Genomic DNA, 21,579 nt, shown 5'->3' with positions numbered 1-21,579 from the left:
GCGTTGCTGTTCCGTCTTCGTCTCCACGAACCGCATGTTTGGCCGGACAACGGCCCTGCAGACCGCCTCAGCTCCGTGGCACGGAGCGCACCGTCATTGCGCCCCGAGGAATTCGCGCCGCCTTATGTTCACCCCGAATTTTCAGGAGGAAGCATCGTACGACGAAGACAGGCCCACGGAAAGGTCGGATTTTTCGCCGACGTCAGTCGACGTGCATGAAATCTGCTGACGGATTGAGACGATACGCGCTGACGCGAACCTGAAGCTGATTCACACGTCCCTTTGTCCAAACAATTGATGCGGCGATGCGTCTACCCCGAAGGTGGTACTACTTCTTCCCCCATTTACTGGAGAGAACCCCATCGAGATCGGAAACGTTCTGCAAGGGCATGCAGCCGTGCTCGACTGTATCGTGGTAGCGCGCCAGACGAAAAAATGGGGCGAAGCGGTCACGGCCGTCGTTCAACTTAAACCAGGCAAAACCGTCGAGGCGGAGGTCCTGATTGCCTTGTGCAAGGAACGCCTGGGCAGCGCCAAGGCGCCGCAATCAGTTGAATTCCGAGCCGAATTGCTGCGCGGCGCCGTCGGGAAATTGCTCGGGGAACGTCGAAGACCAAAACAGGTCATGAGCCGGCGTCGATCTCGGCTTTCACATGTTCAGTCATGGTCGCTTGTCTCCTTGTAATTTCTGTTCGGTCGCCGAACACCCGATGCTGTCAGCGATTTTCGTCTCGCGGATTGACCGCGGAAGGCCTGCCGACCGGCTCCAAGAATCTCGTTCGACAGCATGTCGTCGCCGACCGCACGCGCGAGAGCGATCGAGCCCATCATGGTTGCAAGCGCGGCGGTCACGATCTGGCGCGCCTGCTCCGGTGGTTTTCCCGGGAAGAACCCCGCCACCACGTCGATCATTTCGTCGAGCTTCCGTGCAAATATACGCCGCGCCTTCTGGCTTGAACGAGCGATGTCGGTACCGAGCGCCGGCAGCACGCAACCATGTGCCCGATCATCCCGATGCTTCGGGCTCAGATAGGCGTCAACGAAGACCTCCAGTCGTTGCTCGATCGGCGTTGCTTTCGTAAGGCTCATCCATTGAGCGACCGTTCGGTCCATGGCCAGGGTAAATGCGTCGATGACCAACGCTTCGCGTGATTCAAAATGAGAATAGAAACCGCCATGCGTGAGACCCGCGAGCTTCATCAAATCGGCCACGCTCATGCCGTCGGCACCGCTTTGCCGAAGCGCACGGGAAGCACTTTCGACGATCCGCCTCCGGGTCTGCAGGCCATGGCCTTTCACGTAGCGCATGGCGGGCTCTCACGTATGCTCATGCTCACCATTTTTCCCCGAATGGGCGAATCTCGCTGAGGAAGGACCATGCCGAGCGGTCCTGCTTGTAGAGATGCCACAGTTCGTCGGCGATTGCGGACGGCTTGATGAAGAAATGGTCCGGCGCGTCCGGCAGACGTTCGCGCATGCGCGGCACGTCGATCACGGCATCGATCAGGACATACGCGACGTGGATACCGCGCGGTCCGAGATCGCGCGCGATCGATTCCGATAGAATGCGCTGCGCTGCCTTGGTCGGGGCAAAGCCGGCAAAATTCGCCTTGCCGCGAATGGCGGAGGTGTTGCCGGTGACGAGGATGGCGCCGTTGCCCGCCTTGATCATGTCCGGCGCCACTTCGCGCGCCAGGTACAACAGGCCCATTACGTTCACCTGAAAATTCCGATCGAGCATTTTCGGCTCGATTTCGAGAAACGTTCCCCACCCGCCTCCCACCGCGTTGTGGATGAGGACACTCGGTGCGCCGTATGATTTGCGGATGTTGGCCACGGTATCTGCGACCTGGCTCTCGCTGGAGACATCGCAGATCATCGCGTGGGTATCGGGAAGCTCCCGTTCCAGCGCGCGGATGCGATCCGGCGAGCGCGCCAGCGCAATCACGCGAAAGCCTTCCGCGGCAAAGCGCCGGACAATCGCGGAACCGGTGCCGGGACCGACACCTGTGACGATGGCAATCGGCTTGTCAGGCATCGGCGCCTCCAAAGGGCTTGCATCGCTGTGACAGGATTCCGAACAGCATTGGGCACCTAACGCGCGGTTTTGATTTCGCTATATTAGATGATATGCATAATATAACACAATGAAATTCGATGTGAGCTAACGGTCCAGACGGGTCTAATGCCCTGCGAATGCGGGTTTGCGCTTGTCGATGAAGGCGCGCACCGCCTCCTTGTGATCGACCGTGCGCGACGATCGGACCATGTTTTCCGCTTCCTGATCCATTGAATCGAGAAAATCCGACTTCAGGGCATGGTCGAGGTTCTCCTTGATGTGGGCCAGCGCGATCGACGGCCCCTCCGCCAGCGATTTCGCGAGCGCAAACGCGGCCTCGCGAAGCTCGGTATCGGGCACCACGCGATTGACGAGGCCGAGCGTCTCGCAGCGGCGGGCGTCGATCCTTTCCGACAGGAACATCAGCTCCCGCGCCCGCGAGGTTCCGACCAACCGGGTCAGCAGCCACGCGATGCCGAAATCCCCGGTCAGCCCGATGCGGGCGTATCCAGTGGACATGATCGCGGATTCCCCGGCAACGCGAATATCGCAGGCGAGCGCAAGCGCCATCCCGGCGCCGGCAGCGGGTCCCGGAAGCGCTGCGATCGTCGGCTTCCTCACCGCCACCAGCGCACCGGTCAAGGTGCGTTGCTTGGTCCGCAGATCGTCAACACGGTCTTCAAACGCCATTTCGGCCTTGTTTGAATTGCCACCCATGCCCTTGACGTCACCGCCCGCGCAAAAGGCCGTGCCCGCGCCCGTGATCAGCAGCGCACCGACGGCAGGATCATCGCCGCATTGCTTGATCATCCGCCGCAGGGCCGGTGTCAGATGGTCGGAGAGCGCGTTGCGCGCCTCGGGGCGGTTAAGCGTGATGAGCGCGACGCGGTCGCGGATTTCACACAACAGCTCGCCGGTTCCGGTGTCGATTTCGATCCGATCATTTGCCATTTCAACCGCTCCTGTTTCGACTGCCGAAGCCGGGATCTCTCGTTGTCTCCTAAATGACCACCACCTGGCCACACGGCTCGGACGAATAGACAAGCTCCATCTGCGCCGCCCGGTTGATCAGGACGGCGCGTTGATTGACGTAGGCCTTGTCGGTGATCTCGCCGGCCGCCAGCGAAGGCGGCTCCTCGAGCAGGGTCATCGCGCAGATGCGCTCGCTGCTTCCGACACCGGCATTGTAAAGCCGCAGACTCTGCTGGAGAACTGCGATCACGCCCGGGTCGCAGTTGAGATTGCCATCGGGATTGGCAGCGTGCTTCCTGGCCATGACCGGGTTCAACCAGCCCAGCACGGCGCATGAGTGGCGATTTTCGCCGGCAATGACGATGTCCTGCAACACCCCGTGCGTCGCCGCCAGCACTGCGGCCCGCAGATTACCGACTGCCACCCATGTCCCGTTCGCGAGCTTGAAATTTTCCGAAACCCGGCCGGTGAAACGCAGGCCGCGCCCCGGATCGGCGGGATCGATAAAGGATATGGTATCGCCGACCCGGTAGAAACCTTCATCGTCAAACGCCGCCGACGTCAAATCCGGCCGGCCAAGATAGCCTGGCGTCACATTGGGGCCGCGCACGCGAGCCTCATAGGTGTCGCCGGCGGGGATGAGTTTCAATTCCACCCCCGGAGCCGGAAGTCCCAACTCGCCCGGCGTGTCGGTTGCCCAGTGCGTGGTGGCGATCGTCGGAGCCGTTTCGGTCGCACCGTACCCGGACATCACCGGAATCGACCTGCCTGTTGCGGCCTTTGCCAGCTTATACAGTTTGTCGAGCGTGGTCGGCGATATCGCAGCACCGGCGTAGCTCATCCGGTCTAGTTGCAGGAAAAAGCTGGTACGCAAATCCTGATCGGTTTCCAGGGCTTCGCACAACAGGGTGTATCCCGCCGGCACGTTGAACATGGCGGTCGGAGATACGTCCTTCAAATTGGCAATCGTCTTGTGAAACAATTGCGGGACTGGACGCCCCTCGTCGATATAGAGCGTACCGCCATGCTTCAGAATGCCGTGCAGGATGACGTTGCTTCCCATCGTGTGATGCCACGGAAGCCACTCGACCTGCACCGGTGCCTCGCGAGGCGATACCAGCAACGTCCCCATCTGCAGCGCGCTTGCCATCATCTTGTGCGTATTGATCACGCCCTTCGGCAGCCCCGTCGAACCCGAGGTGAACAGGATTTTTGCCGCGGCCTCCTTGTCGATCGAACGAAAGGCCTGCTCGAATTCCGCGCCGGGACGCGTCAGGTAGAGCGACTGAAGCGAGACGATCCCGGGCCCTTGATCCGCCGCAATCCAGATCGCGGACACAAGCTCCGGAATCTTGCGTGCGCCGGAAAAGACCTCGCTGTCCTGCACGAAGACCAACGAAGGCTTCAGCAGTGTTGCGATGTCCTGCAAGCGAGCCAGTCCGCCCGGCATCAGCGAATAGTTCGGCGATATCGAAGCGGCGACGACCCCGACTGACATCGCCGCGAACATCACGATCGCATGCTCGATCGAATTGCCGGAGAGGATCGCCAATCTGTCGCCGCGCCTGGCGCCGAGATCGATCATGGCCTGCCCGACCGACTGCACCCGTTGCCATAGTTCAGCGTAGGTGAGCTTCTGCCACTCATCGTCGCGGCCGCGCTGGGCAAGGAATACCCGTTGCGGCGCCTTCTCCGCCCATTCCGGAATGAAATCCAGGATCGACCATTGCGGGTCCTCGAACGCGATCGGAGATCGCAGCACCAGCGCCCCGTCGGGGCGTTTCTCGATCCGGACTTCACGTGGCGCGAATTTGGGGCCTTCAGAGAGGGCATCTGGAGATTGGTGAAGGGTCATGCGGCCGTTGCTCCTGTCTGACGATCGATGCTTCGCGCTGAATGCGCCTCTAAGCAGCAAGCCTGAGAATCTCGACGATATCTTCCGGACCCTTGATGGTCCTCGGGTTCGCTCGGGTGAATACCGAAAGCATCGCGTTGCGGCCGATCAGTTCAAACTTGTCCTGGGTCACGCCGACCTCCGAAAGATGGCCGGGCAGTTCCAGTCGACCGATGAACCGGGCGAAGGTATCGCTGGCCCTGGCGTCCGGCGCGCGCCATGCCTCGGCGATTCGCTTTTGCGCTTCGTCCGTTACCGGTTGATTGTATTTCAGCACGCTCGGCATCATGACGGCTGTACAAAGATAGTGCGGAACATCGCAAGTGCCGCCCAGCACGTGTCCGATCGCATGGCTTGCTCCCATCGGAACGCGGCATTGCAAGCCGAAGGCGGACATCCAGGAGCCAAGCTGGCAAAATTGCCGGGCTTCCAGATCGTCCGGGTTTTCCTTCGTGGCCAGCAGGCCGTCATACAGGTACCGCAGACCTCGCAGACACACGCTTTCCACCAGCGGGTTGCCTCTCGGCGAGCAAACCGCTTCGATCCCGTGGTCCATCGCGCGCGTGCCGGATCCGAGCCACAGCGTCTGCGGGGTATGCCGCGTGATCAGGGGATCCAGGATGATCGACAGCGGCATCATCATGGGATGGCTGAATATCTGCTTCAGCTTCCTGCGCGAGTCCGTCACCAGCGTTCCGGAGTTATACTCTCCCCCCGAGAGCGTGCTGGGGATCGCGATCATCCTCACTTTCGGCGCGCGGAATGGACCGGGCCGCGGCCCCTCCGGCGTCGAGACCAGCTCGAATCCATCGAGGCCGGATTCGTCGGTGATATCGTGTTCAAGGCACATCAGGACGATCTTGGCCGCATCGACGACGGATCCGCCTCCCACGGCAACGATCAAGTCCGCTTTCGCTGCTGCGGCCGCAGCCGTCGCCGTGACTGCCGATGCACGCGTCGTATGCTGCGGAACGCCATCAAAGGTACCGGCATATCTGTCGCCCAGCGCATTGCGGATCTTCTCGATCTCGTCGGTCGTCGTGTTCAGCGTTTTGCTGACGATCAGGAACACCCGCTTGGCATCGCGCCGCTCGGCCTCCTCGCGCAGGGCCTGGCCGGCGGGCTTTCCGAAGATCACCTGATCCATCGGCGGATATTGATGGAATCCGATTTTAGTCATGCTGGTCCTCCATTTGTGCCAGTAACCGCGCGATGGGGCTGGACCGTACTTCGCGGCACCCCATCCTCTCCTGCATCACTCGGAACTTGCGTCCAAAATTCCGCCGAACGGTTCCCAGCTGCTGCCGCTCCACCGCTGCAGCTGCATCTGGCTCCAGATCATGTTGCTGGTTTCGCTGGTGTTCACTTCGATTCCCGGAAACGCGGTCGGAAGCACGACGTGACTGAGCGATTTGGCCTGCTTGACGATGTTCTTTCGGGAGAGGTCATCGCCGCACTGCCGGAGTACCGTTTCAAGGATCATGCCCTGCATGTAGCCGGTGAGATAACTGGTGTTCTCGAAATCCGCGCCCGGCAGGTACTTGGCAAAGAATGCCTTGTAAGCCTGGATGCCTTCGTCGCCGCTCCACTTCGCATCGGTGGGATCCTTGTTGATGGTACCGACGATGACGCCGGTGGAATTCTCAAGGCCGGCCGGCTTCAACGTGCCGCCGATCGAACTCGACGGAAAGTTGACGATGACCTTGGCCTTCCAGCCGATCTCGGCAACCTTGCGGATCGCCTGCGCGGCGAATTTCGGTGTCCCGGCAATGAACAGCGCCTCGGCGCCCGAGCTCTTGAGATTGACGACCTGGGAGTCCACGGTCGGCTCGGTCACCTCATAGGCTGCGGTGACGACGCGCTTGTCGAACTCTCCCTTCAGGAACGATTTGAAGGCGCTGACATAGTCCTTGCCGAGGTCGTCGTTCTGGAAAAGAATCGCATATTTTGCACCGGGCAACGCCTTGTCGAGAAATTTGGCGTAAATTCTTCCCTCGGTCTGGTAGCTGACGAGGCCGGTCGTGGTCAGCGGGTAATCGGCGATCTCGGTGAACTTGCTGGAGCCACTGACGATCGCGATCGAGGGAACGCCCTTGCCCTTGAGATATTTCGCCGTCGCCGAATTGCCGGGCGTGCCGAGTTGCCCGAAGATGAACGATACCTCGTCGCTTTCGACCAGCTTGCGGGCATGCTCTACCGCTTTCGGCGGACTATAGGCATCGTCCATCGCGATGTAATTGATCTTGCGGCCGTTGATGCCACCCCGATCGTTGATCAACTGCACATACGCCACCACGCCCTTGCCGACCAGGCCGATCGAAGACGCCGGACCGCTGAACGGGAATATCCCGCCGATCTTGATTTCCGTCGCGGTGACGCCGGGCTCGTCGGCGGCCAGAGCTGAAGACGCGAGCAGCGAAGCGGCCACGCATGCGGCCGCAAAACCTAGTCTGATACTCATGTCTCTCTCCCTTTTCGCCGGTTCGAGCCGTACGCGTTGTTTCTCAGGCCGTCAGGTTCGATCGCGGCTCACGTCATGCGACCTTCATCGCCTTTGCCGGCTCAACACCGTCGAGGAACCCGATCAGACGTTGGCGTATGATCTGCTCAGCCTCGGCCATGATGCGATCGATCAATTCCTTCACCGTCGGGATGTCACGGATCAGCCCGACCACCATGCCGCAGCTCCAGGCGCCCGCATCCATTTCGCCATCGAGCATCACCTTGGGATAAACGCCCGCGACCTGCTCGTGGATATCAGCGATCTTCAGGCTCGCGCCTTTTTCGCGTTCGATCTCGAGCAGATGATCGACACCCCTGTTCTTCAGCACGCGCTCGGTGTTGCGCAGCGCGCGCATCACCAGCACGGTGTCGAGCTCGCTGGCCTCGACCAGCGCCTTCTTCACGTTAGGGTGGACAGGTGCTTCCTTGGTCGCGATGAAGCGCGTGCCCATGTTCATGCCGGCGGCGCCCATCGACAACGCGGCGACCAGGCTGCGGGCATCCGCCATGCCGCCCGAGGCGACGAACGGGATCGTCAGTTCATCCGCGGCGCGCGGCAACAGGATCATGTTCGGAATGTCATCCTCGCCGGGATGCCCGCCGCATTCGAAGCCATCGACGCTGACGGCATCGCAGCCGATCTTCTCGGCCTTCAGCGAGTGCCGCACCGAGGTGCATTTGTGGATCACCTTGATGCCGGCCGCCTTCAATGCCGGCATGTATTGCTCGGGACTGCGACCGGCGGTTTCCACCGCCCTGACTCCACCTTCCTTGATCGCGGCGATATATTCCGGATAGGGCGGCGCGGTGAAGCTCGGCAGGAAGGTCAGATTGACGCCGAACGGCTTGTCGGTCATGTCGCGGCAGCGCGCGATTTCCTTGGCCAGCAGCTCCGGCGTCTTCTGGGTCAGACCGGTGATAATACCAAGGCCGCCGGCATTCGACACTGCGGCTGCGAGTTCGGCAAAGCCGACATAATGCATGCCGCCCTGGATGATCGGATGCTGGATACCGAACAGGTCAGTGATTGCTGTCTTCACGTGAAAGCTCCATTTTCCGATCAGTGGACGATTTCGAACAGACCCGCCGCGCCCATGCCGCCACCAATGCACATGGTCACCACGCCGTATTTCGCCTTGCGCCGCCGGCCCTCGATCAGGAGGTGGCCGGTCAGCCGCGCGCCGGTCATGCCATAGGGATGACCGATCGCGATCGAACCGCCATTGACATTGAGCTTGTCTGGATCGATGCCGAGCTTGTCGCGGCAATAGATCACCTGCACCGCATAGGCCTCGTTGAGCTCCCAGAGGTCGATATCGTCGATCTTCAGGCCGTGCCGTTTCAAAAGCCGCGGGATCGCGGCCACCGGGCCGACACCCATCTCATCCGGCTCGACGCCGGCGGCGACAAAACCGCGGAAGATGCCGAGCGGCTTCAGGCCCTTTTGCGCCGCGATCTTGTCGCTCATGATCACGCACGCCGAGGCGCCGTCGGAGAGTTGGCTGGCATTGCCGGCGCTGATGGTCTTGCCCTCGAACACCGGCTTGATCTTCGAAAGACCTTCCGCCGTCGTATCAGGCCGCGGACCTTCGTCCTTTGCCATCGTCACCTGCTGATAGGTAACCTCCTTGGTGTCCTTGTTGACGACGGCCATTTTGGTCGTGATCGGCACGATCTCATCCTTGAAGCGGCCGCCCTGCAGCGCCGCGCCGACCCGGCGCTGGCATTCGAGCGAATATTCGTCCTGCTGATCGCGGCCGATCTTGTAACGCTCGGCGACGATTTCGGCGGTCTCCAGCATCGACATGTACATTTCGGGCTTTATCGCCATCAACTCGTCGTCGACGGCGTGGAAGCGGTTCATATGCTCGTTCTGCACCAGGCTGATCGACTCGATGCCGCCACCGATCGCGATCTCAACGCCATCATGCATCACCGAGCGCGCGGCGACCGCGATCGCCTGCAGGCCGGAAGCGCACTGGCGGTCGATGGTGGTGCCGGCGACCGTGACCGGAAGGCCGGCGCGGATCGCGCCCTTGCGGGCGACGTTCATCACCATGGTGCCCTGCTGCATGGCGCAGCCCATCACCACGTCCTCGACCTCGCCGGGAGCGATGCCGGCGCGCTTCACGGCTTCGGCGATCACATGGCCGGCCAGGGTCGGGCCTTCAGTGTTGTTGAGTGCGCCGCGATAGGCCTTGCCGACGCCGGTGCGGGCGGTGGAAACGATAACTGCTTCTGTGGTCATGCTTGCCTCTCTGCTTAGGCGGCCGCATCGAGCTGCGCGTAGCGCAACACATGGAACGCGGGGTCGCCGAACTGGATGTTGATGGAAGAAATCCGCTTGAAGTAATGGCCGACATTCAATTCGTCGGTCATGCCCATACCGCCATGGAGCTGCACCGCCTGGTCGGCAACGAACCTGCCGGCATAACCGATCTTCGACTTGGCACCGGAAGCGAGCCGCGAGATACCGGCCTCGCCGGCGTTCAGGCTGAGACTGAGATGCTGCATCAGCGAAAGCGCTTCCTGATGCGCGATGAACATGTCGACCATCCGGTGCTGCAACACCTGGAAAGAACCGATCGTCGCGCCGAACTGTTTTCGGGTCTTGGCGTATTCCAGCGTCGCGGCGTTCAGCTCGGCGATCGCGCCGACCGCTTCCGCACAGAGCGCGCCGATGGCGCGGTCACGGCAGGATTCCAGCGCGGCCACGCCCTCGCCTTCGCTGCCGAGCAACTCTCCCCTGACGTCGCGCAGGCTGATTTCGGCGGCGCGGCGGCCGTCGATGGTCTTGAAGCTCTGCAGGTCGAGATTGGCGGCACGGCGATCGACCACGAACAGGCTGACGCCGCCGCGATCGTGGCGATGGCCGGAGGTGCGGGCGGAGACGATCAAATAGTCCGCCCAGGGCGCGGCGATGACGGCGGTCTTTTCGCCGCTCAGCACGTAGTCCTTGCCGTCGCGGCGCGCCGAGGTCGCGACATTGGCGAGGTCGAAGCGCGAACCCTTTTCGGTCCAGGCCAGCGCCCAGATCTTCTCGCCCGCGATGATGTCGGAGATGAAACCCTGCTTCTGGTCCTTCGAGCCGAGCTGTTCGATCAGGCCACCCGCAAGCACGACCGTTTCGACAAACGGCTCGATCACGAGGTGACGGCCGAACTCCTGCATGATGATCATGGTCGATAGCGGCCCGCCGCCAAGACCGCCGGCGTCTTCGGAGAACGATGCAGCGAACAGGCCGAGTTCGGCAAATGCCTGCCATTGCTTGCGGCTAAAGCCCTCTTCGCTCGCGACGATCTTGCGGCGTGCGTCGAAATCATACTGGTCGCGCAACAGCCGCTGGACGCTGGATCGCAGCAGTTCCTGCTCTTCCGTGAACTGGATATCCATCCGATTCCCCTGTTTGCCGGTCTATCTTTTGTTCGCGCATGATCTTTTCGGAAAACCGGTACCCACTTTTCCGGATCATCCTCTAGAGGCCGAGCACCGCTTTGGCGATGATGTTGCGTTGAATCTCGTTGGATCCGCCGTAAATGCTAAGCTTGCGTGAGTTCAGGTATTTCTCGGACGCGGTATGTCCGTAATCCGGTCCCGGCATGAAACGGTTGGCGCTGACCGGATGCTCGCGGATCGCCAGGCCGTAATTGCCGATCGCCCGGTGGGTCAGTTCGGTGATATTCTGGAAGATCTCGGTGCCGCGGATCTTGAACAGCGAAGCCGCCGGTCCCGGATCGATACCGCGCGCCATCTGCGCCACGACGCGCAGCTCGGTCGCCTCCAGCGCCAGCACATCGACTTCGACGCGGGCGATTTCCTTGACGAATTCGAGATGCGCGGGGTCGTCGGCCGGAATCTCAGCCTTCACGATCTTCTTCAGTCTGTCGATGTAGCGGGTCGAACGGCCAATGCCGGCCATGCTGGTGCGTTCGTTACCGAGCAGGAATTTGGCGTAGGTCCAGCCCTTGTTCTCCTCACCGATCAGGTTCGCGACGGGAACCCGGACATCTTCCAGGAACACGTCATTGACCTCGTGCGAGCCGTCGATGGTGATGATCGGGCGCACGGTGACGCCCGGCGACTTCATGTCGATCAGGAGGAACGAAATGCCGGATTGCGGTTTTGCGGTCGGATCGGTCCGGACCAGGCAAAAGATCCAGTCGGCGTGCTGCGCCAGCGTGGTCCAGGTCTTGTGACCGCTGACGATATAGTGGTCGCCGTCACGCACCGCCTTGGTGCGGACGGTGGCGAGGTCGGAGCCCGATCCCGGCTCGGAATAGCCCTGGCACCACCAATCCTCGCCCGACAGAATGCGGGGCAGAAACTTCATCTTCTGCGCCTCATTGCCGAACGTATAGATGACCGGGCCGACCATGGTGACGCTGAAGGCCAATGGCGGCATCGTGCCGGCGCGCGTCGTCTCCTGTTCGAAGATGAAACGCCTGGTTATCGGCCAGCCGGGTCCGCCATATTCCTTCGGCCAGAGCGGCGCGATCCAGCCTTTCCCGTGCAGGATGCGATGCCACAGCAGCATCTGCTCCTTGCTCAAATCGGTCTCTGGATTGGCAACGCGCATCTCCGCCGGATAATTGTCCGCGATGAAGGCACGGACCTCGTCGCGGAATGCGGCATCTTCAGGCGAAAGCGCGAGCTCCATGGCAGATGCTCCCTACCACTTCTCGCCGAATGGGCGGATTTCCAGCTCGAACGTCCAGGCGCTTTTCGGCTGCTGGTAGAGCTGCCAGTAGGATGTCGCGACCGACGACGGCGGCATCAGCAGGTCCGGATTGTCCAGCGCATTGGGGCCGAGCGCCTCGATGCGACGCTGCCGAACCCATTCGGTGTCGACGCCGGAATCAATGATGAGGTGCGCGACATGGATGTTTTTCGGACCCAATTCACGTGCCATCGCCTGCGCCACGGCGCGCAGGCCGAACTTGGCGCTGGCAAAGGCGGCATAGCCGCTCCCGCCGCGCAAGGACGCGGTGGCGCCGGTGAAGAAGATCTTGCCGGCCTCGCGCGGCAGCATCAGCCGCGCCGCCTCGCGACCCGCCAGGAAGCCGGAGTAGCACGCCATCTCCCAGACCTTTCGAAACACGCGCTCGGTGGTGTCGAGGATTGGATAATTGACGTTGGCGCCGATGTTGAAGATGCAGACCTCCATCGGTGCATGCTTATCGGCATCGTTGAGAAAGGAGATAATCTCCTCTTCCTTGCGTGCGTCGAGCGAACGGGCATGGATCTCGCCGCCGGCGGCCTCGATATCCTTGACGAGCGGTGCGAGCTTGTCGCCGTTACGGCGACCGGCGAACACCGTAAAGCCTTCGGAGGCGAACTTCTTGGCAATCTCGCCGCCGATAAAATCGCCAGCGCCGATTACCGCGACTGTTCTGTTTCTCTTCTGCAAGGATCTTCTCCGCATTTGCTAAGGGTGAAGCGATCTCGCCCGCTTCATGTGCGCAGCGACTCCGCCAATTTGTGTTTCAGGAGCTTGCCCGTCGATGTAGCGGGCAGCGCGTCCATCAGGATGATCTCGGATGGCCGCTTGTAGGAAGTGAGCTGCGGCGCGACATGAGCCATCAGGTCCTGCGCGGTAGCTCCGGTGCCTTTCAGCAGCTGAACGAAGGCCACGATCTCTTCATTGCCCTCGACCGGCCGTCCGACCACGGCGCATTGCACCACGTCGGAATGGGTGCTCAGCACCGCCTCGATCTCGGCCGGATAGACGTTGAAGCCGGAACGGATGATCATCTCTTTGGTGCGGCCGGCGATGAACAGCGCATCGCCTTCGAAGCGTGCGAGATCGCCGGTGTTGAACCAGCCGTCGGAATCGATCGCTTTCGCCGTGAGATCGGGCGCGCGGTAATAGCCACGCATCACGTTGGGCCCGCGGACATGCAATTCGCCGATCTCGCCGTTCGCCACCACAGCGCCGTCAAGCCCGACGATTCTGGCCTCGATGCCCGAAATCAGGGGACCGACCGAATTGTCGCTCCGCGGCGCCTCCGGCCGAACGCTGGAAATCCCGGGCGAGCATTCGGTGATCCCGAACGCGTTGAACAGGGGAAGTCCGAGCTCTTTTTCCACCCGCGCCTTGAGTTCGAGATCGAGCGGCGCTCCCGCGACGCCCATCAGCCGCAGCGCGCCACGCTCCAGTTTGGGCAATCCCGCCGTCTGCTTGTGTTCCAGCAGGCGCTGATAGGTGGCGGGCACGCCGTTGAGGATCGTGATGCCTTCCTCGGCCAGCGCCTTGGCGAGCCCGGCCGGGCTATATTTGCTGACCAGCCGGGTGACCGCGCCGACCATCAGCGTCATCGTCAGCAGCGAGATGCCGACGATGTGCGAGACCGGCAGCACGCAATACTGCACGTCCTCCGCCGTCATGCTGCGCAAGCTCGCGGTACTCCTGGCCGAGAACAGCAGGTTCCGGTGCGTGAGCATGACGCCCTTGGGCGTTCCGGTGGTGCCGGAGGTGTAGATCAGGACCGCTACCTGGCGTGCGCCATCGGCTTCGACCGGCTCGGGCTGCGTCGCCTTGTTCAGCGCGGAAACGCCGATGCCGCGGAGCGCCCCGACATCCTGCACTGGCGCGTCGTAGCGCGCTGCGTGCGCCGCCGCCTCTTCCGAAACATCAACCGTAAAGAGCATACGCCTGGCGCCGCTGTGATCCCTGATCTGATCGAGTTCGCGCGGCGACAGCCGCGGATTGGCGACAATCGCCCAGACATCGAGGCGGCTGGCGGCGAACAGCAGACAGGCGAGCGGAATCGAATTCTCGCTGACGAGCATCAGGCGATCGCCGGCGCGGATGCTGAGCGCGCGCAAGGCATCCACCGTGCTTCCCACCGTCCGATCAAGTTCGCGATAGGTCAGGCTGGCCTTGTCGTCGATCAGCGCCGTCCGATCAGGTGAAGCAACGACATGGGAGTCCATCACCTCGTGGATACGGTGCGGCAGGGTATTCACGATCTCGGCTGCGGCCTGCTGCCAACTCACCAACGACACCTCCCGTTGCCAAGGCCCTTTCCGGGCCCGGTTCGCTCAGGATCTCAAGCTTCACGCGGTCTTGCGCTGCGTCGTGCCCAACTGTGCCAGAATTTCTTCCTCGACCTCGCGCAGACTGTCCTTGCCGAAATAGATCTCGTCGCCGACGAAGAAGGTCGGCGAGCCGAACGTGCCCCGCGCCACCGCGCTGTTGGTATTCTCGATCAGCTTCTTCTTGACGTCGTCCTGCTGGGCACGGGCGACGATGCGGTCGATGTCGAGCCCGGAAGCCAGGAACGCTTCGCGAAACACCTGGGGATCGTCCATCTTCTTGGGCTCGACCCACATGTGGTGATAGGCGGCGCGGAAATAGGGTTCAAACAGCCCCTCGAACTGGGCTGCGACGACGCCGCGCATCAGCGCGAGCGTGTTCACCGGAAAGAACGGGTTCGACTTGAACTTCGTGATGTTGTGACGGCGCAGAAAACGCTCGGTTTCAAGCGCATTGTATTCAGGCTTGTTCTTGATCCCGCGCAGCGACTCGGCGGGCGACATGTTGCCGGTCGCCTTGTAGACGCCGCCGAGCAACACCGGGACGTAGTCGAACTTGACGCCGGTACGCTGCTCGATCGCCGGCAGCGCCAGTTCGGCGAGATAGGCGTTGGGACTGCCGAAATCGAAGTGAAACTCGACCTTGAGCGGAGCAGCCATGGAACGCCCTTCCCTTCGATGGGCGAAGATTGCTCGCCGCCCGGTTGACCTTGTCGCCACCGATAGAGTTCTATTTTAGAACTGTCAATATGATGTTTATCATCCAATCTTCGTTGATCGGCCGGTAATGCGATATCCCATTGAAATGGCGCGAGTTCTAATTTAGAATTTATTTGCTTGCCGCTGCAGATTTGCTGGAGACGTCGATGAAATGGGATGCCCTCGAAGAGGAGCCGTGCTCACTGGCGCGCACCGTGGCGGTGATCGGTGACCGCTGGAGCCTGCTCATCCTGCGCGAATGTTTTCTTCGGATCCGCAGGTTCGACGGGTTTCAGTCGTCGCTCGGGATAACCCGGCACCTGCTCGCCGACCGGCTGAAAAAGCTCGTCCGTTTTGGCGTACTTCGCAAAATCCCCTATCAGGAAGCGCCCAAGCGCTACGAGTATATCCTGACGCAGAAGGGCCTCGACCTCTATCCGATCATCATGTCGATCGTGCACTGGGGCAACATCCACATGGTCGACTCGCGCGGTCGGCCGCTGCTGCACGAACACAAGAGCTGCAAGAAGATGTTCGATCCCGTCATGGTCTGCTCGGAATGCGGTGAGCCGCTGACGGCCAAAGCCGTCCATGTGCATCCGGGTCCCGGTGCGCGGCGATCCTTACGGGAGCCCGCCAAGGCTCAGGGCCACAAAAAGACGACGGCTTGAGCCTGGATCTTGATCAACATCGCGCTTTGCTGACCGCGCATGGGGCTCCAGAAGTCTCGGTCGCGGCGGGCTCATCACACGAAACGGCTGGATGGGGTCGCTTCTTCGAGCCGGGCGAAAGACGTCACGGCACCCGCCACTGGAGCAGGCTGAACGGTGGCTCCGATGCCGTGTGATGCTCGAATTCCCCGGCAACTTCGGCGCCGATCGAAACCGGCTGACGCGGATCCCCAAGAAGATTGCCGATCAATCTGACCGTCTTCGGCTCCCGGAGTTCAACCAGCAGCACCAGATATGGGACCGCGGTTTTCAGAGCCGGATGAACCGGGTGCCAAACGCGTTCCCAACTATAGATGCGGCCCTCTGCCCTTACCTCTTCCCATGTGAGATCGAAGCCATGGCAGGAATGGCAAATCCATTCCGGACCCCACTGCCAGACTCTGCAACCGGAACAGCGCTGGATCATCAATCGTCCGGCCTTGAGGCCCTCCCAATAGGGCCTGCTGAGCCCGTCCTGCTCGGGACCAGGGACCGGAAGCCCTGTGGGAAGGTAATGCTCTGTCATCGTGTCGCCTCCGAACCAAGAATGAGGCTGCTGACCGGGGTCACCATCGGGCCTGCGATCATCATGGCGACGTCGACATCCTCGACCTGATTTGAGGATTGTCCCCAGATCTGCCTGACGCTTTCGATGATGAGGTTCATGCCGTGCATATAGCACTCGGCCAGATGACCGCCGCTTGTGTTCAGCGGAAGCCTGCCATCGGGGGCAGAGAGGTTTTCAAGAGTAAGCGCATCGTTCGCCTCTTCGGGTCGAAAGAATCCGTGCTCGGCAAGGCTGAGCAGCACGCCGCCGGTGAAGTTCTCGTAAGCCTGCACCACGTCGACGTCGGATGGTTCGACACGCGCCATCTCGTAAAGCCGTCGCGCGACGGTACGAAAATCGGCCGTCGCATAATTTGGCGCGGTGTGCGAGGAAGCGGCGTGACGGTAGTCAGCGCCGGCCGCCGCGCCGAGCAGATAGGCCGGCGGATGGGGAAAATCCCTGGCGCGCTCGGCCGAGACCAGAACAATGGCCGCGGCACCGTCGTTTTCCATGCAGCAATCGAACAGCCGAAACGGCTCTACGATCCATCGCGAGGCATCATATTGTTCTTCACTGAGCGGCCGACCGTGCATCAGCGCACGAGGATTGGCCTGCGCGTGATGATAGGACGCGAGCGCGATCGCGCGCAGCGCAGCCTGCTCCACTCGGTGCTCTTCCATGAAGCGCCGCACCTTCATGGCAAAGCGTTGCGCCGGCGATATCGCGCCGTAGGGCACGGGAAACGCCATCTCGCCGCTAATTGCAGGCGTCGCGCTGCCATAGCCGAACGCCATGCCGCCCTGCCCGTACCGTGTGAACTGCCCTTGAGCCAGCGCGCGAAATACCACGACGCAATCCGCAAGCCCGCCGGCAATCGCCGCAGCGGCATGGGCGACGGCTGCCGCCGTACCACCGCCGCCGCCACCCCATTGCATGCTCGAATGCCGCAGTTCCGGAATGCCCAGAGCGGTTGCGAGCCGCACGGCATCGTTGCGATCGTCGCTGTAGGAAGCAAAACCGTCGATCGCGTGCGGCGAGATGCCGGCGCTGGCGCAGGCGGCGAGAATCGCTTTCAGGGCCAGCTTGAACTCGGGGTCGGGCGACTGACCATGCTTGAAATATTGCGTTTCGCCGACGCCGACGATGGCAACCTTGTGACGGAGGGTTCTATCGTTCATATCCGCGTACCACGCAGCGCGCTGGCGTCACTTTTTCGGCTTGTCGTCCTCGATCGTGACAATATCGCCAAACGGCTCCCAGTTGGTGCCATTGAACCGCGCCATCTTTGCCTTGCGCCAGGGGGTCCGGTCGGTTGGCGAGATGCTGAGGGTGACACCGTCGATAAAGAGCGACGGGTGAAATCCGTCCAGACTGGTGACCTGCTTCTGGAGATTTTCCCGTGTCAGATCGTCACCGCATTTCCTCAGCACTTCGGCCAACGTCTGCGCCCACGAATAACCCGTGGCGGACAGGAACAGGTCTCCGGCTTCGCCCGGCGCCCATTGCTTCATGAATGCATGGAACTCGATCATGCTCTTGTCACTTGCCCAGGTTGGATCGTTCGGAACCTTCTGAAACAGCGAGGTCACCAGCCCGGTTGCCGCTTGAAAACCAGCGGGCTTCAAGGTCGCTTCGGTTTGACTCGATGCCGTGATGACGATCTGCAGAGGTTTCCAGCCGATCTCGTGCGCCTTTCGAATCGCTTGAGCCGTGAACTTGGGGGAAGACGCGTAAAAGATCGTGTCGGCACCTGATGTCGCAAGCCTGACCAACTCGGAATCGATGGTCGGATAGGTGATGTCGTAGCTGGCTTCCGCGACCACCATCGCCGCCTTGTCGCCAAGGCCGGCCTTGAAGGCCATGAGATAGCCTTTGCCGTAATCGTCATTCTGGTAGAGAACGGCGATCTTCGCATCAGGTTTGGCCTTGAGAACATATTGCGCGTAAATCTGGCCCTCGACGGTTTGGGACGCATACCACGTCGTCGTCCACGGCAGGTGCTCAGGGTCGTTAAGCTTGGGAGAGCCGGACATTCCCATCAGTTGCGGCACGCCCCTGCCGTTCAGGTATTTCGCGATCGTCATGTTGCCGGGTGTACCGAGCGTTCCCGCAATTGCCAGGACCTCCTCGCCTTCGACGAGTTTGCGGGTCTGCTCCATCGTCTTCGGCGGGCTGTAGGCGTCGTCGAGCGAGATCAGATTGATTTTGCGCCCGTTAATGCCCCCGTCGGAATTGATCATCTTGAAATAGGCAACGATCGCACGTGACGTCGCGCCAAACGAGGACGCCGGACCGCTGTACGGCGTGGTCTGACCGATCTTGATCTCGGTGTCGGATACGCCCGGGTCATACTTCTTCTCGGCTGCGGCCGGCTGCGCGCCCAGCAGAACGACCGCACTGACCATCAAGCCGGCTGTCCATCCTGACCAAACAGCACGCGAGATCAGCGAGTGGCCTCTGCACGGTCTGTTCATGAATCCCTCCTCCCGTTTCCGGCAACAGCGTGAATGCTGCCGCGCTTCGCGTTTGGGCCGCTTTACGCGTTTGGCCTCTTTCGCCTGCCTCGCCCTTCCCTTGCAGAGCCGAACTGAAGACAGTCGTTACGTACACGCAATATCATCGCGAAAAACAGACATCAAGTTATTTGGTATATTGGTTCTACCAATTGATGAGCCCTGCCGGATGCCGTCCTGCGTCGACGCCTCAGTCGAACCGTTCCGCCAGCTTTCGCAGTTGTTCCAGCCGCTCCGGGCCGAGGCCGGGCGCAGGAGGTCCCGGCCGGTAGGTCACGGACCTGAGCTTGCCGGTGAACGCGAATGTCCCGTCAGAGGAAAAACGTTCCCACGAGACCGGCGACCGGCGATCGATGCCAACGTCGATTCCCTGAAACAGGGCCTGCCCGATTAACATCGCAAGTCCGCGTTTCTCACCGCGTCGCTCTCCGTCTACCAGGATGGCGATGTCGATCTCGGTGGCAGATTTGGCGGTCGCTGCAATCACGATGTGCCGGTGACCGGCCGGGATCGCACCGCCATTGATGTCCGTCGTGTCGCCATAGCCGTTGTGGAGGTAGTGCACCTCGTCCTTGTCGATGTAAATGCTGTAGCCGCCGCCCTGCTGTCCATGCGCGACCAGCGTCCCGCGATCGCCGGGCTGGAAGTCCAGATCGATTTCGATCTCGAACGAGCGCTGGTCGACCAGCTTGAGCGATCTGTATCGGGCAAGCGTCGCCGTACCCGGCACCAGGCGAACCGGCGCTTCGTACCTCAACTCATAGTCGGAGCGCTGAAATTTCCTGATGCCGCTGCCTTCGTCGAGCGGAAACACCTGGTTGTCCCATGCCGCCCGTTCCCAGGCGCGCGCCAGCCGATTGACGCGGTCCGGCTCTGCCTTGGCGAGGTTAGTGGTCTCGGTCGGATCGACAGCCAGGTTGTAGAGTTCGAATTCATCGTCGGTGAACTTCGTCATCGGCGTGTGCCGGCTGACGATCTCCCAACCCTCTTCGTAATAGCCGCGATGACCCGAGAGTTCATAATATTGCGAGATATGCGCGTGGGCCGCTTCGCCACTGAAGACGGTGGCTCCGAAGCTGACCCCGGACAACGCCCGGACAGGGTTGCCATGACGTGCCTGCAAATCATTTGCGCCCGTCAGGTCCAGCAAAGTGGGATAGAGGTCGGTGACGTGGACATATTGCTCGCGCATCTCGCCCGCGACGTCGCGCAAGCGAGCAGGCCACGATATCACCATCGGCACCCGGTGACCGCCGGCGTGGGTGTTGCCTTTGTAGAGACGAAACGGCGTGTTGGAGGCCATCCCCCAGCCACGCGGATAGTGCGGCATGCTGGTGGGCCCGCCGATGACGTCCAGAGCGGCAATATCCCGATCGATCGAGTCGGTCGTCTTCTTGTCGTAGAACATGCGCAGCGCATCGAAATACTGTGTCGTCCCGAGCACCTGTCCCTCACGCGAGGCGCCATTGTCCGACGTCAGGATTACCAGCGTATTGTCCCACTCGCCGAGTTCCTCGAACGTCTGGCGGATCCGCCCGACGCTCTCGTCGATCGTTCCGACCATCGCCGCGTAGACCTCCATGTAGCGGGCAAACAGGCGCTTCTCGTCCGCCGTCAATTCGTCCCACGGCTTGACGTCGTCGCCGGGCTCGCTGTTGCGCGGCGGAAGCCTGGTGTCGGCCGCAACGACGCCGAGTTCGATCTGCTTCTGGAACCGCGCGGTGCGAACCGCATCCCAGCCCCGTTCATAGCTGCCACGATGCCGCTCGATATCTTCGGGCTTGGCATGCAGCGGCGCGTGGACGGCCGGATGCGCAAAATAGAGGAAGACCGGCTTCGAGGAATCCGACGCTTTCGACGATCGGATCATCGACACCGCGCGGTCCGTGAGATCGTCCGTCAGATAATAGCCGTCCGGGTAGCGTTCGGGTGCGACCTCGGAATTGTCGACCATCAACGTTGGCGGATGATGATAGTTGGAGAAGGCCTCGAGGAACCCGTAGAACCTATCGAAGCCGCGCTGCACCGGCCAGGAAGCGCGCGACGCGGTCTCGGTATGGTCAAAATCCTTGCACAGGTGCCATTTGCCGACCATGTAGGTCGCATAGCCCTGCGCGCGCAGCGTTTCCGGGATCGTCGTGACGTCCTCCGGCAGTTCCATCGCATAGCCCGGGAAGCCCGGGTCGGCGTGGGCTACCCAGCCAACGCCGGCGGCGTGCGAATTTCTGCCCGTCAGCAGTGCTGCCCGCGTCGGCGAGCACATCGGCATCACGTGGAAATTGGTGTAGCGCAGCCCCTGTTCCGCCAGGCGATCGATGTTCGGCGTCGGGATCTCGGACCCGAAGCATCCAAAATCCGAATAGCCGACGTCGTCGCAGAGAATGACGACGATGTTGGGCGCGCCGGCGGGTGCCTCCGGACGGGACGGCCAGTCCGGTTTCGACTGCACCATCGTGCGACCGATCTTGCCCGCGAAACTGCGATAGGCATGGGTTTCCGCGCTGACGTTCTCTGGAATTCCGCGCTCGTCCTTCTGCGTATCGTTCTGCGCCTGCGCCGACAAACCGGACTTGCCTTTAGTCTGCTCCACCGAATTCTCCCCTGCTGCTGCCTGGCCGTTCCCAGGCTGTCGGTTGTTGAAGTCCCAT

19 protein-coding genes are annotated in these 21,579 nt (G+C 61.5%); 2 read left to right on the top strand and 17 right to left on the bottom strand.

Annotated features, from left to right (window positions below):
* Positions 1-322 precede the first annotated feature (322 nt).
* The gene (locus tag BLS26_RS37330) at positions 323-685 is read left to right on the top strand and encodes a hypothetical protein (protein WP_092516314.1); all 363 of its coding nucleotides are present in this window, start codon (positions 323-325) and stop codon (positions 683-685) included.
* Here the strand turns inward: BLS26_RS37330 and BLS26_RS31225 are convergent.
* The 13 genes from BLS26_RS31225 to BLS26_RS31165 form a co-directional block, all read right to left on the bottom strand.
* A complete protein-coding gene (locus BLS26_RS31225; RefSeq protein ID WP_092516313.1) occupies positions 658-1,308 on the bottom strand; it encodes a TetR/AcrR family transcriptional regulator in 651 nt (216 codons plus the stop codon). The two genes, BLS26_RS37330 and BLS26_RS31225, sit on opposite strands and share 28 nt — an antisense overlap.
* Before the next feature lie 25 nt (positions 1,309-1,333).
* Positions 1,334-2,038, bottom strand: a complete 705-nt coding sequence (locus tag BLS26_RS31220; RefSeq protein ID WP_092518844.1) for an SDR family NAD(P)-dependent oxidoreductase — start codon at positions 2,036-2,038, stop codon at positions 1,334-1,336.
* 144 nt (positions 2,039-2,182) lie between these two features.
* Positions 2,183-3,010: an enoyl-CoA hydratase-related protein gene (locus BLS26_RS31215; RefSeq protein ID WP_092516312.1), complete on the bottom strand. Its 828-nt coding sequence runs from the start codon at positions 3,008-3,010 to the stop codon at positions 2,183-2,185.
* Between the two features lie 49 nt (positions 3,011-3,059).
* Complete coding sequence (locus tag BLS26_RS31210) at positions 3,060-4,886, bottom strand: AMP-binding protein (RefSeq protein WP_092516311.1); 1,827 nt, start codon at positions 4,884-4,886, stop codon at positions 3,060-3,062.
* Between the two features lie 49 nt (positions 4,887-4,935).
* Complete coding sequence (locus BLS26_RS31205; protein ID WP_244541744.1) at positions 4,936-6,072, bottom strand: iron-containing alcohol dehydrogenase; 1,137 nt, start codon at positions 6,070-6,072, stop codon at positions 4,936-4,938.
* Between the two features lie 108 nt (positions 6,073-6,180).
* Positions 6,181-7,386, bottom strand: a complete 1,206-nt coding sequence (locus BLS26_RS31200) for an ABC transporter substrate-binding protein (RefSeq protein ID WP_092516309.1) — start codon at positions 7,384-7,386, stop codon at positions 6,181-6,183.
* A gap of 73 nt (positions 7,387-7,459) precedes the next feature.
* Entirely contained in the window at positions 7,460-8,467 is a 1,008-nt protein-coding gene (locus BLS26_RS31195; RefSeq protein WP_092516308.1) for a nitronate monooxygenase family protein, read from the bottom strand.
* 20 nt (positions 8,468-8,487) lie between these two features.
* Complete coding sequence (locus tag BLS26_RS31190) at positions 8,488-9,675, bottom strand: acetyl-CoA C-acyltransferase (RefSeq protein WP_092516307.1); 1,188 nt, start codon at positions 9,673-9,675, stop codon at positions 8,488-8,490.
* Positions 9,676-9,689: 14 nt separating this feature from the next.
* Positions 9,690-10,820, bottom strand: a complete 1,131-nt coding sequence (locus tag BLS26_RS31185) for an acyl-CoA dehydrogenase family protein (protein ID WP_092516306.1) — start codon at positions 10,818-10,820, stop codon at positions 9,690-9,692.
* Positions 10,821-10,902: 82 nt separating this feature from the next.
* A complete protein-coding gene (locus BLS26_RS31180; RefSeq protein WP_092516305.1) occupies positions 10,903-12,084 on the bottom strand; it encodes an acyl-CoA dehydrogenase family protein in 1,182 nt (393 codons plus the stop codon).
* A gap of 12 nt (positions 12,085-12,096) precedes the next feature.
* Complete coding sequence (locus BLS26_RS31175) at positions 12,097-12,834, bottom strand: SDR family oxidoreductase (RefSeq protein ID WP_092516304.1); 738 nt, start codon at positions 12,832-12,834, stop codon at positions 12,097-12,099.
* 44 nt (positions 12,835-12,878) lie between these two features.
* Positions 12,879-14,423, bottom strand: a complete 1,545-nt coding sequence (locus tag BLS26_RS31170; protein WP_371360715.1) for a class I adenylate-forming enzyme family protein — start codon at positions 14,421-14,423, stop codon at positions 12,879-12,881.
* Positions 14,424-14,483: 60 nt separating this feature from the next.
* Complete coding sequence (locus BLS26_RS31165; RefSeq protein WP_092516303.1) at positions 14,484-15,122, bottom strand: 2-hydroxychromene-2-carboxylate isomerase; 639 nt, start codon at positions 15,120-15,122, stop codon at positions 14,484-14,486.
* A 206-nt stretch (positions 15,123-15,328) separates the two neighbouring features.
* Between BLS26_RS31165 and BLS26_RS31160 the strand changes: the two genes are divergently transcribed.
* On the top strand, positions 15,329-15,832 hold the full coding sequence (locus tag BLS26_RS31160; RefSeq protein ID WP_092518831.1) for a helix-turn-helix domain-containing protein: 504 nt from the start codon (positions 15,329-15,331) through the stop codon (positions 15,830-15,832).
* Between the two features lie 124 nt (positions 15,833-15,956).
* On the opposite strand, the gene BLS26_RS31155 is transcribed toward BLS26_RS31160, so the two are convergent.
* The 4 genes from BLS26_RS31155 to BLS26_RS31140 form a co-directional block, all read right to left on the bottom strand.
* Entirely contained in the window at positions 15,957-16,397 is a 441-nt protein-coding gene (locus BLS26_RS31155) for a Zn-ribbon domain-containing OB-fold protein (RefSeq protein ID WP_092516302.1), read from the bottom strand.
* Positions 16,394-17,596 carry an acetyl-CoA acetyltransferase gene (locus BLS26_RS31150; protein ID WP_092516301.1) on the bottom strand — a complete coding sequence of 401 codons (1,203 nt, stop codon included), beginning with the start codon at positions 17,594-17,596 and terminating at the stop codon, positions 16,394-16,396. Before BLS26_RS31150 ends, BLS26_RS31155 begins: the two co-directional genes overlap by 4 nt.
* Before the next feature lie 27 nt (positions 17,597-17,623).
* On the bottom strand, positions 17,624-18,823 hold the full coding sequence (locus BLS26_RS31145) for an ABC transporter substrate-binding protein (RefSeq protein WP_092516300.1): 1,200 nt from the start codon (positions 18,821-18,823) through the stop codon (positions 17,624-17,626).
* Positions 18,824-19,121: 298 nt separating this feature from the next.
* A complete protein-coding gene (locus BLS26_RS31140; protein ID WP_197681291.1) occupies positions 19,122-21,521 on the bottom strand; it encodes an arylsulfatase in 2,400 nt (799 codons plus the stop codon).
* Positions 21,522-21,579 lie beyond the last annotated feature (58 nt).

The organism is Afipia sp. GAS231, assembly GCF_900103365.1.
In the GTDB taxonomy this organism is placed as follows: Bacteria; Pseudomonadota; Alphaproteobacteria; order Rhizobiales; family Xanthobacteraceae; genus Bradyrhizobium.
The sequence above is the reverse complement of the archived record's forward strand: the minus strand, read 5'-3'. Positions and strand labels throughout refer to the sequence as shown.

Excerpts from the sequence above, each read along its gene's own strand:
- BLS26_RS31225 (WP_092516313.1), bottom strand. The coding sequence starts at position 1,308 with ATGCGCTACGTGAAAGGCCATGGCCTGCAGACCCGGAGGCGGATCGTC.
- BLS26_RS31220 (WP_092518844.1), bottom strand. The coding sequence starts at position 2,038 with ATGCCTGACAAGCCGATTGCCATCGTCACAGGTGTCGGTCCCGGCACC.
- BLS26_RS31215 (WP_092516312.1), bottom strand. The coding sequence starts at position 3,010 with ATGGCAAATGATCGGATCGAAATCGACACCGGAACCGGCGAGCTGTTG.
- BLS26_RS31210 (WP_092516311.1), bottom strand. The coding sequence starts at position 4,886 with ATGACCCTTCACCAATCTCCAGATGCCCTCTCTGAAGGCCCCAAATTC.
- BLS26_RS31205 (WP_244541744.1), bottom strand. The coding sequence starts at position 6,072 with ATGGATCAGGTGATCTTCGGAAAGCCCGCCGGCCAGGCCCTGCGCGAG.
- BLS26_RS31200 (WP_092516309.1), bottom strand. The coding sequence starts at position 7,386 with ATGAGTATCAGACTAGGTTTTGCGGCCGCATGCGTGGCCGCTTCGCTG.
- BLS26_RS31190 (WP_092516307.1), bottom strand. The coding sequence starts at position 9,675 with ATGACCACAGAAGCAGTTATCGTTTCCACCGCCCGCACCGGCGTCGGC.
- BLS26_RS31185 (WP_092516306.1), bottom strand. The coding sequence starts at position 10,820 with ATGGATATCCAGTTCACGGAAGAGCAGGAACTGCTGCGATCCAGCGTC.
- BLS26_RS31180 (WP_092516305.1), bottom strand. The coding sequence starts at position 12,084 with ATGGAGCTCGCGCTTTCGCCTGAAGATGCCGCATTCCGCGACGAGGTC.
- BLS26_RS31165 (WP_092516303.1), bottom strand. The coding sequence starts at position 15,122 with ATGGCTGCTCCGCTCAAGGTCGAGTTTCACTTCGATTTCGGCAGTCCC.
- BLS26_RS31160 (WP_092518831.1), top strand. The coding sequence starts at position 15,329 with ATGAAATGGGATGCCCTCGAAGAGGAGCCGTGCTCACTGGCGCGCACC.
- BLS26_RS31155 (WP_092516302.1), bottom strand. The coding sequence starts at position 16,397 with ATGACAGAGCATTACCTTCCCACAGGGCTTCCGGTCCCTGGTCCCGAG.
- BLS26_RS31150 (WP_092516301.1), bottom strand. The coding sequence starts at position 17,596 with ATGAACGATAGAACCCTCCGTCACAAGGTTGCCATCGTCGGCGTCGGC.
- BLS26_RS31145 (WP_092516300.1), bottom strand. The coding sequence starts at position 18,823 with ATGGTCAGTGCGGTCGTTCTGCTGGGCGCGCAGCCGGCCGCAGCCGAG.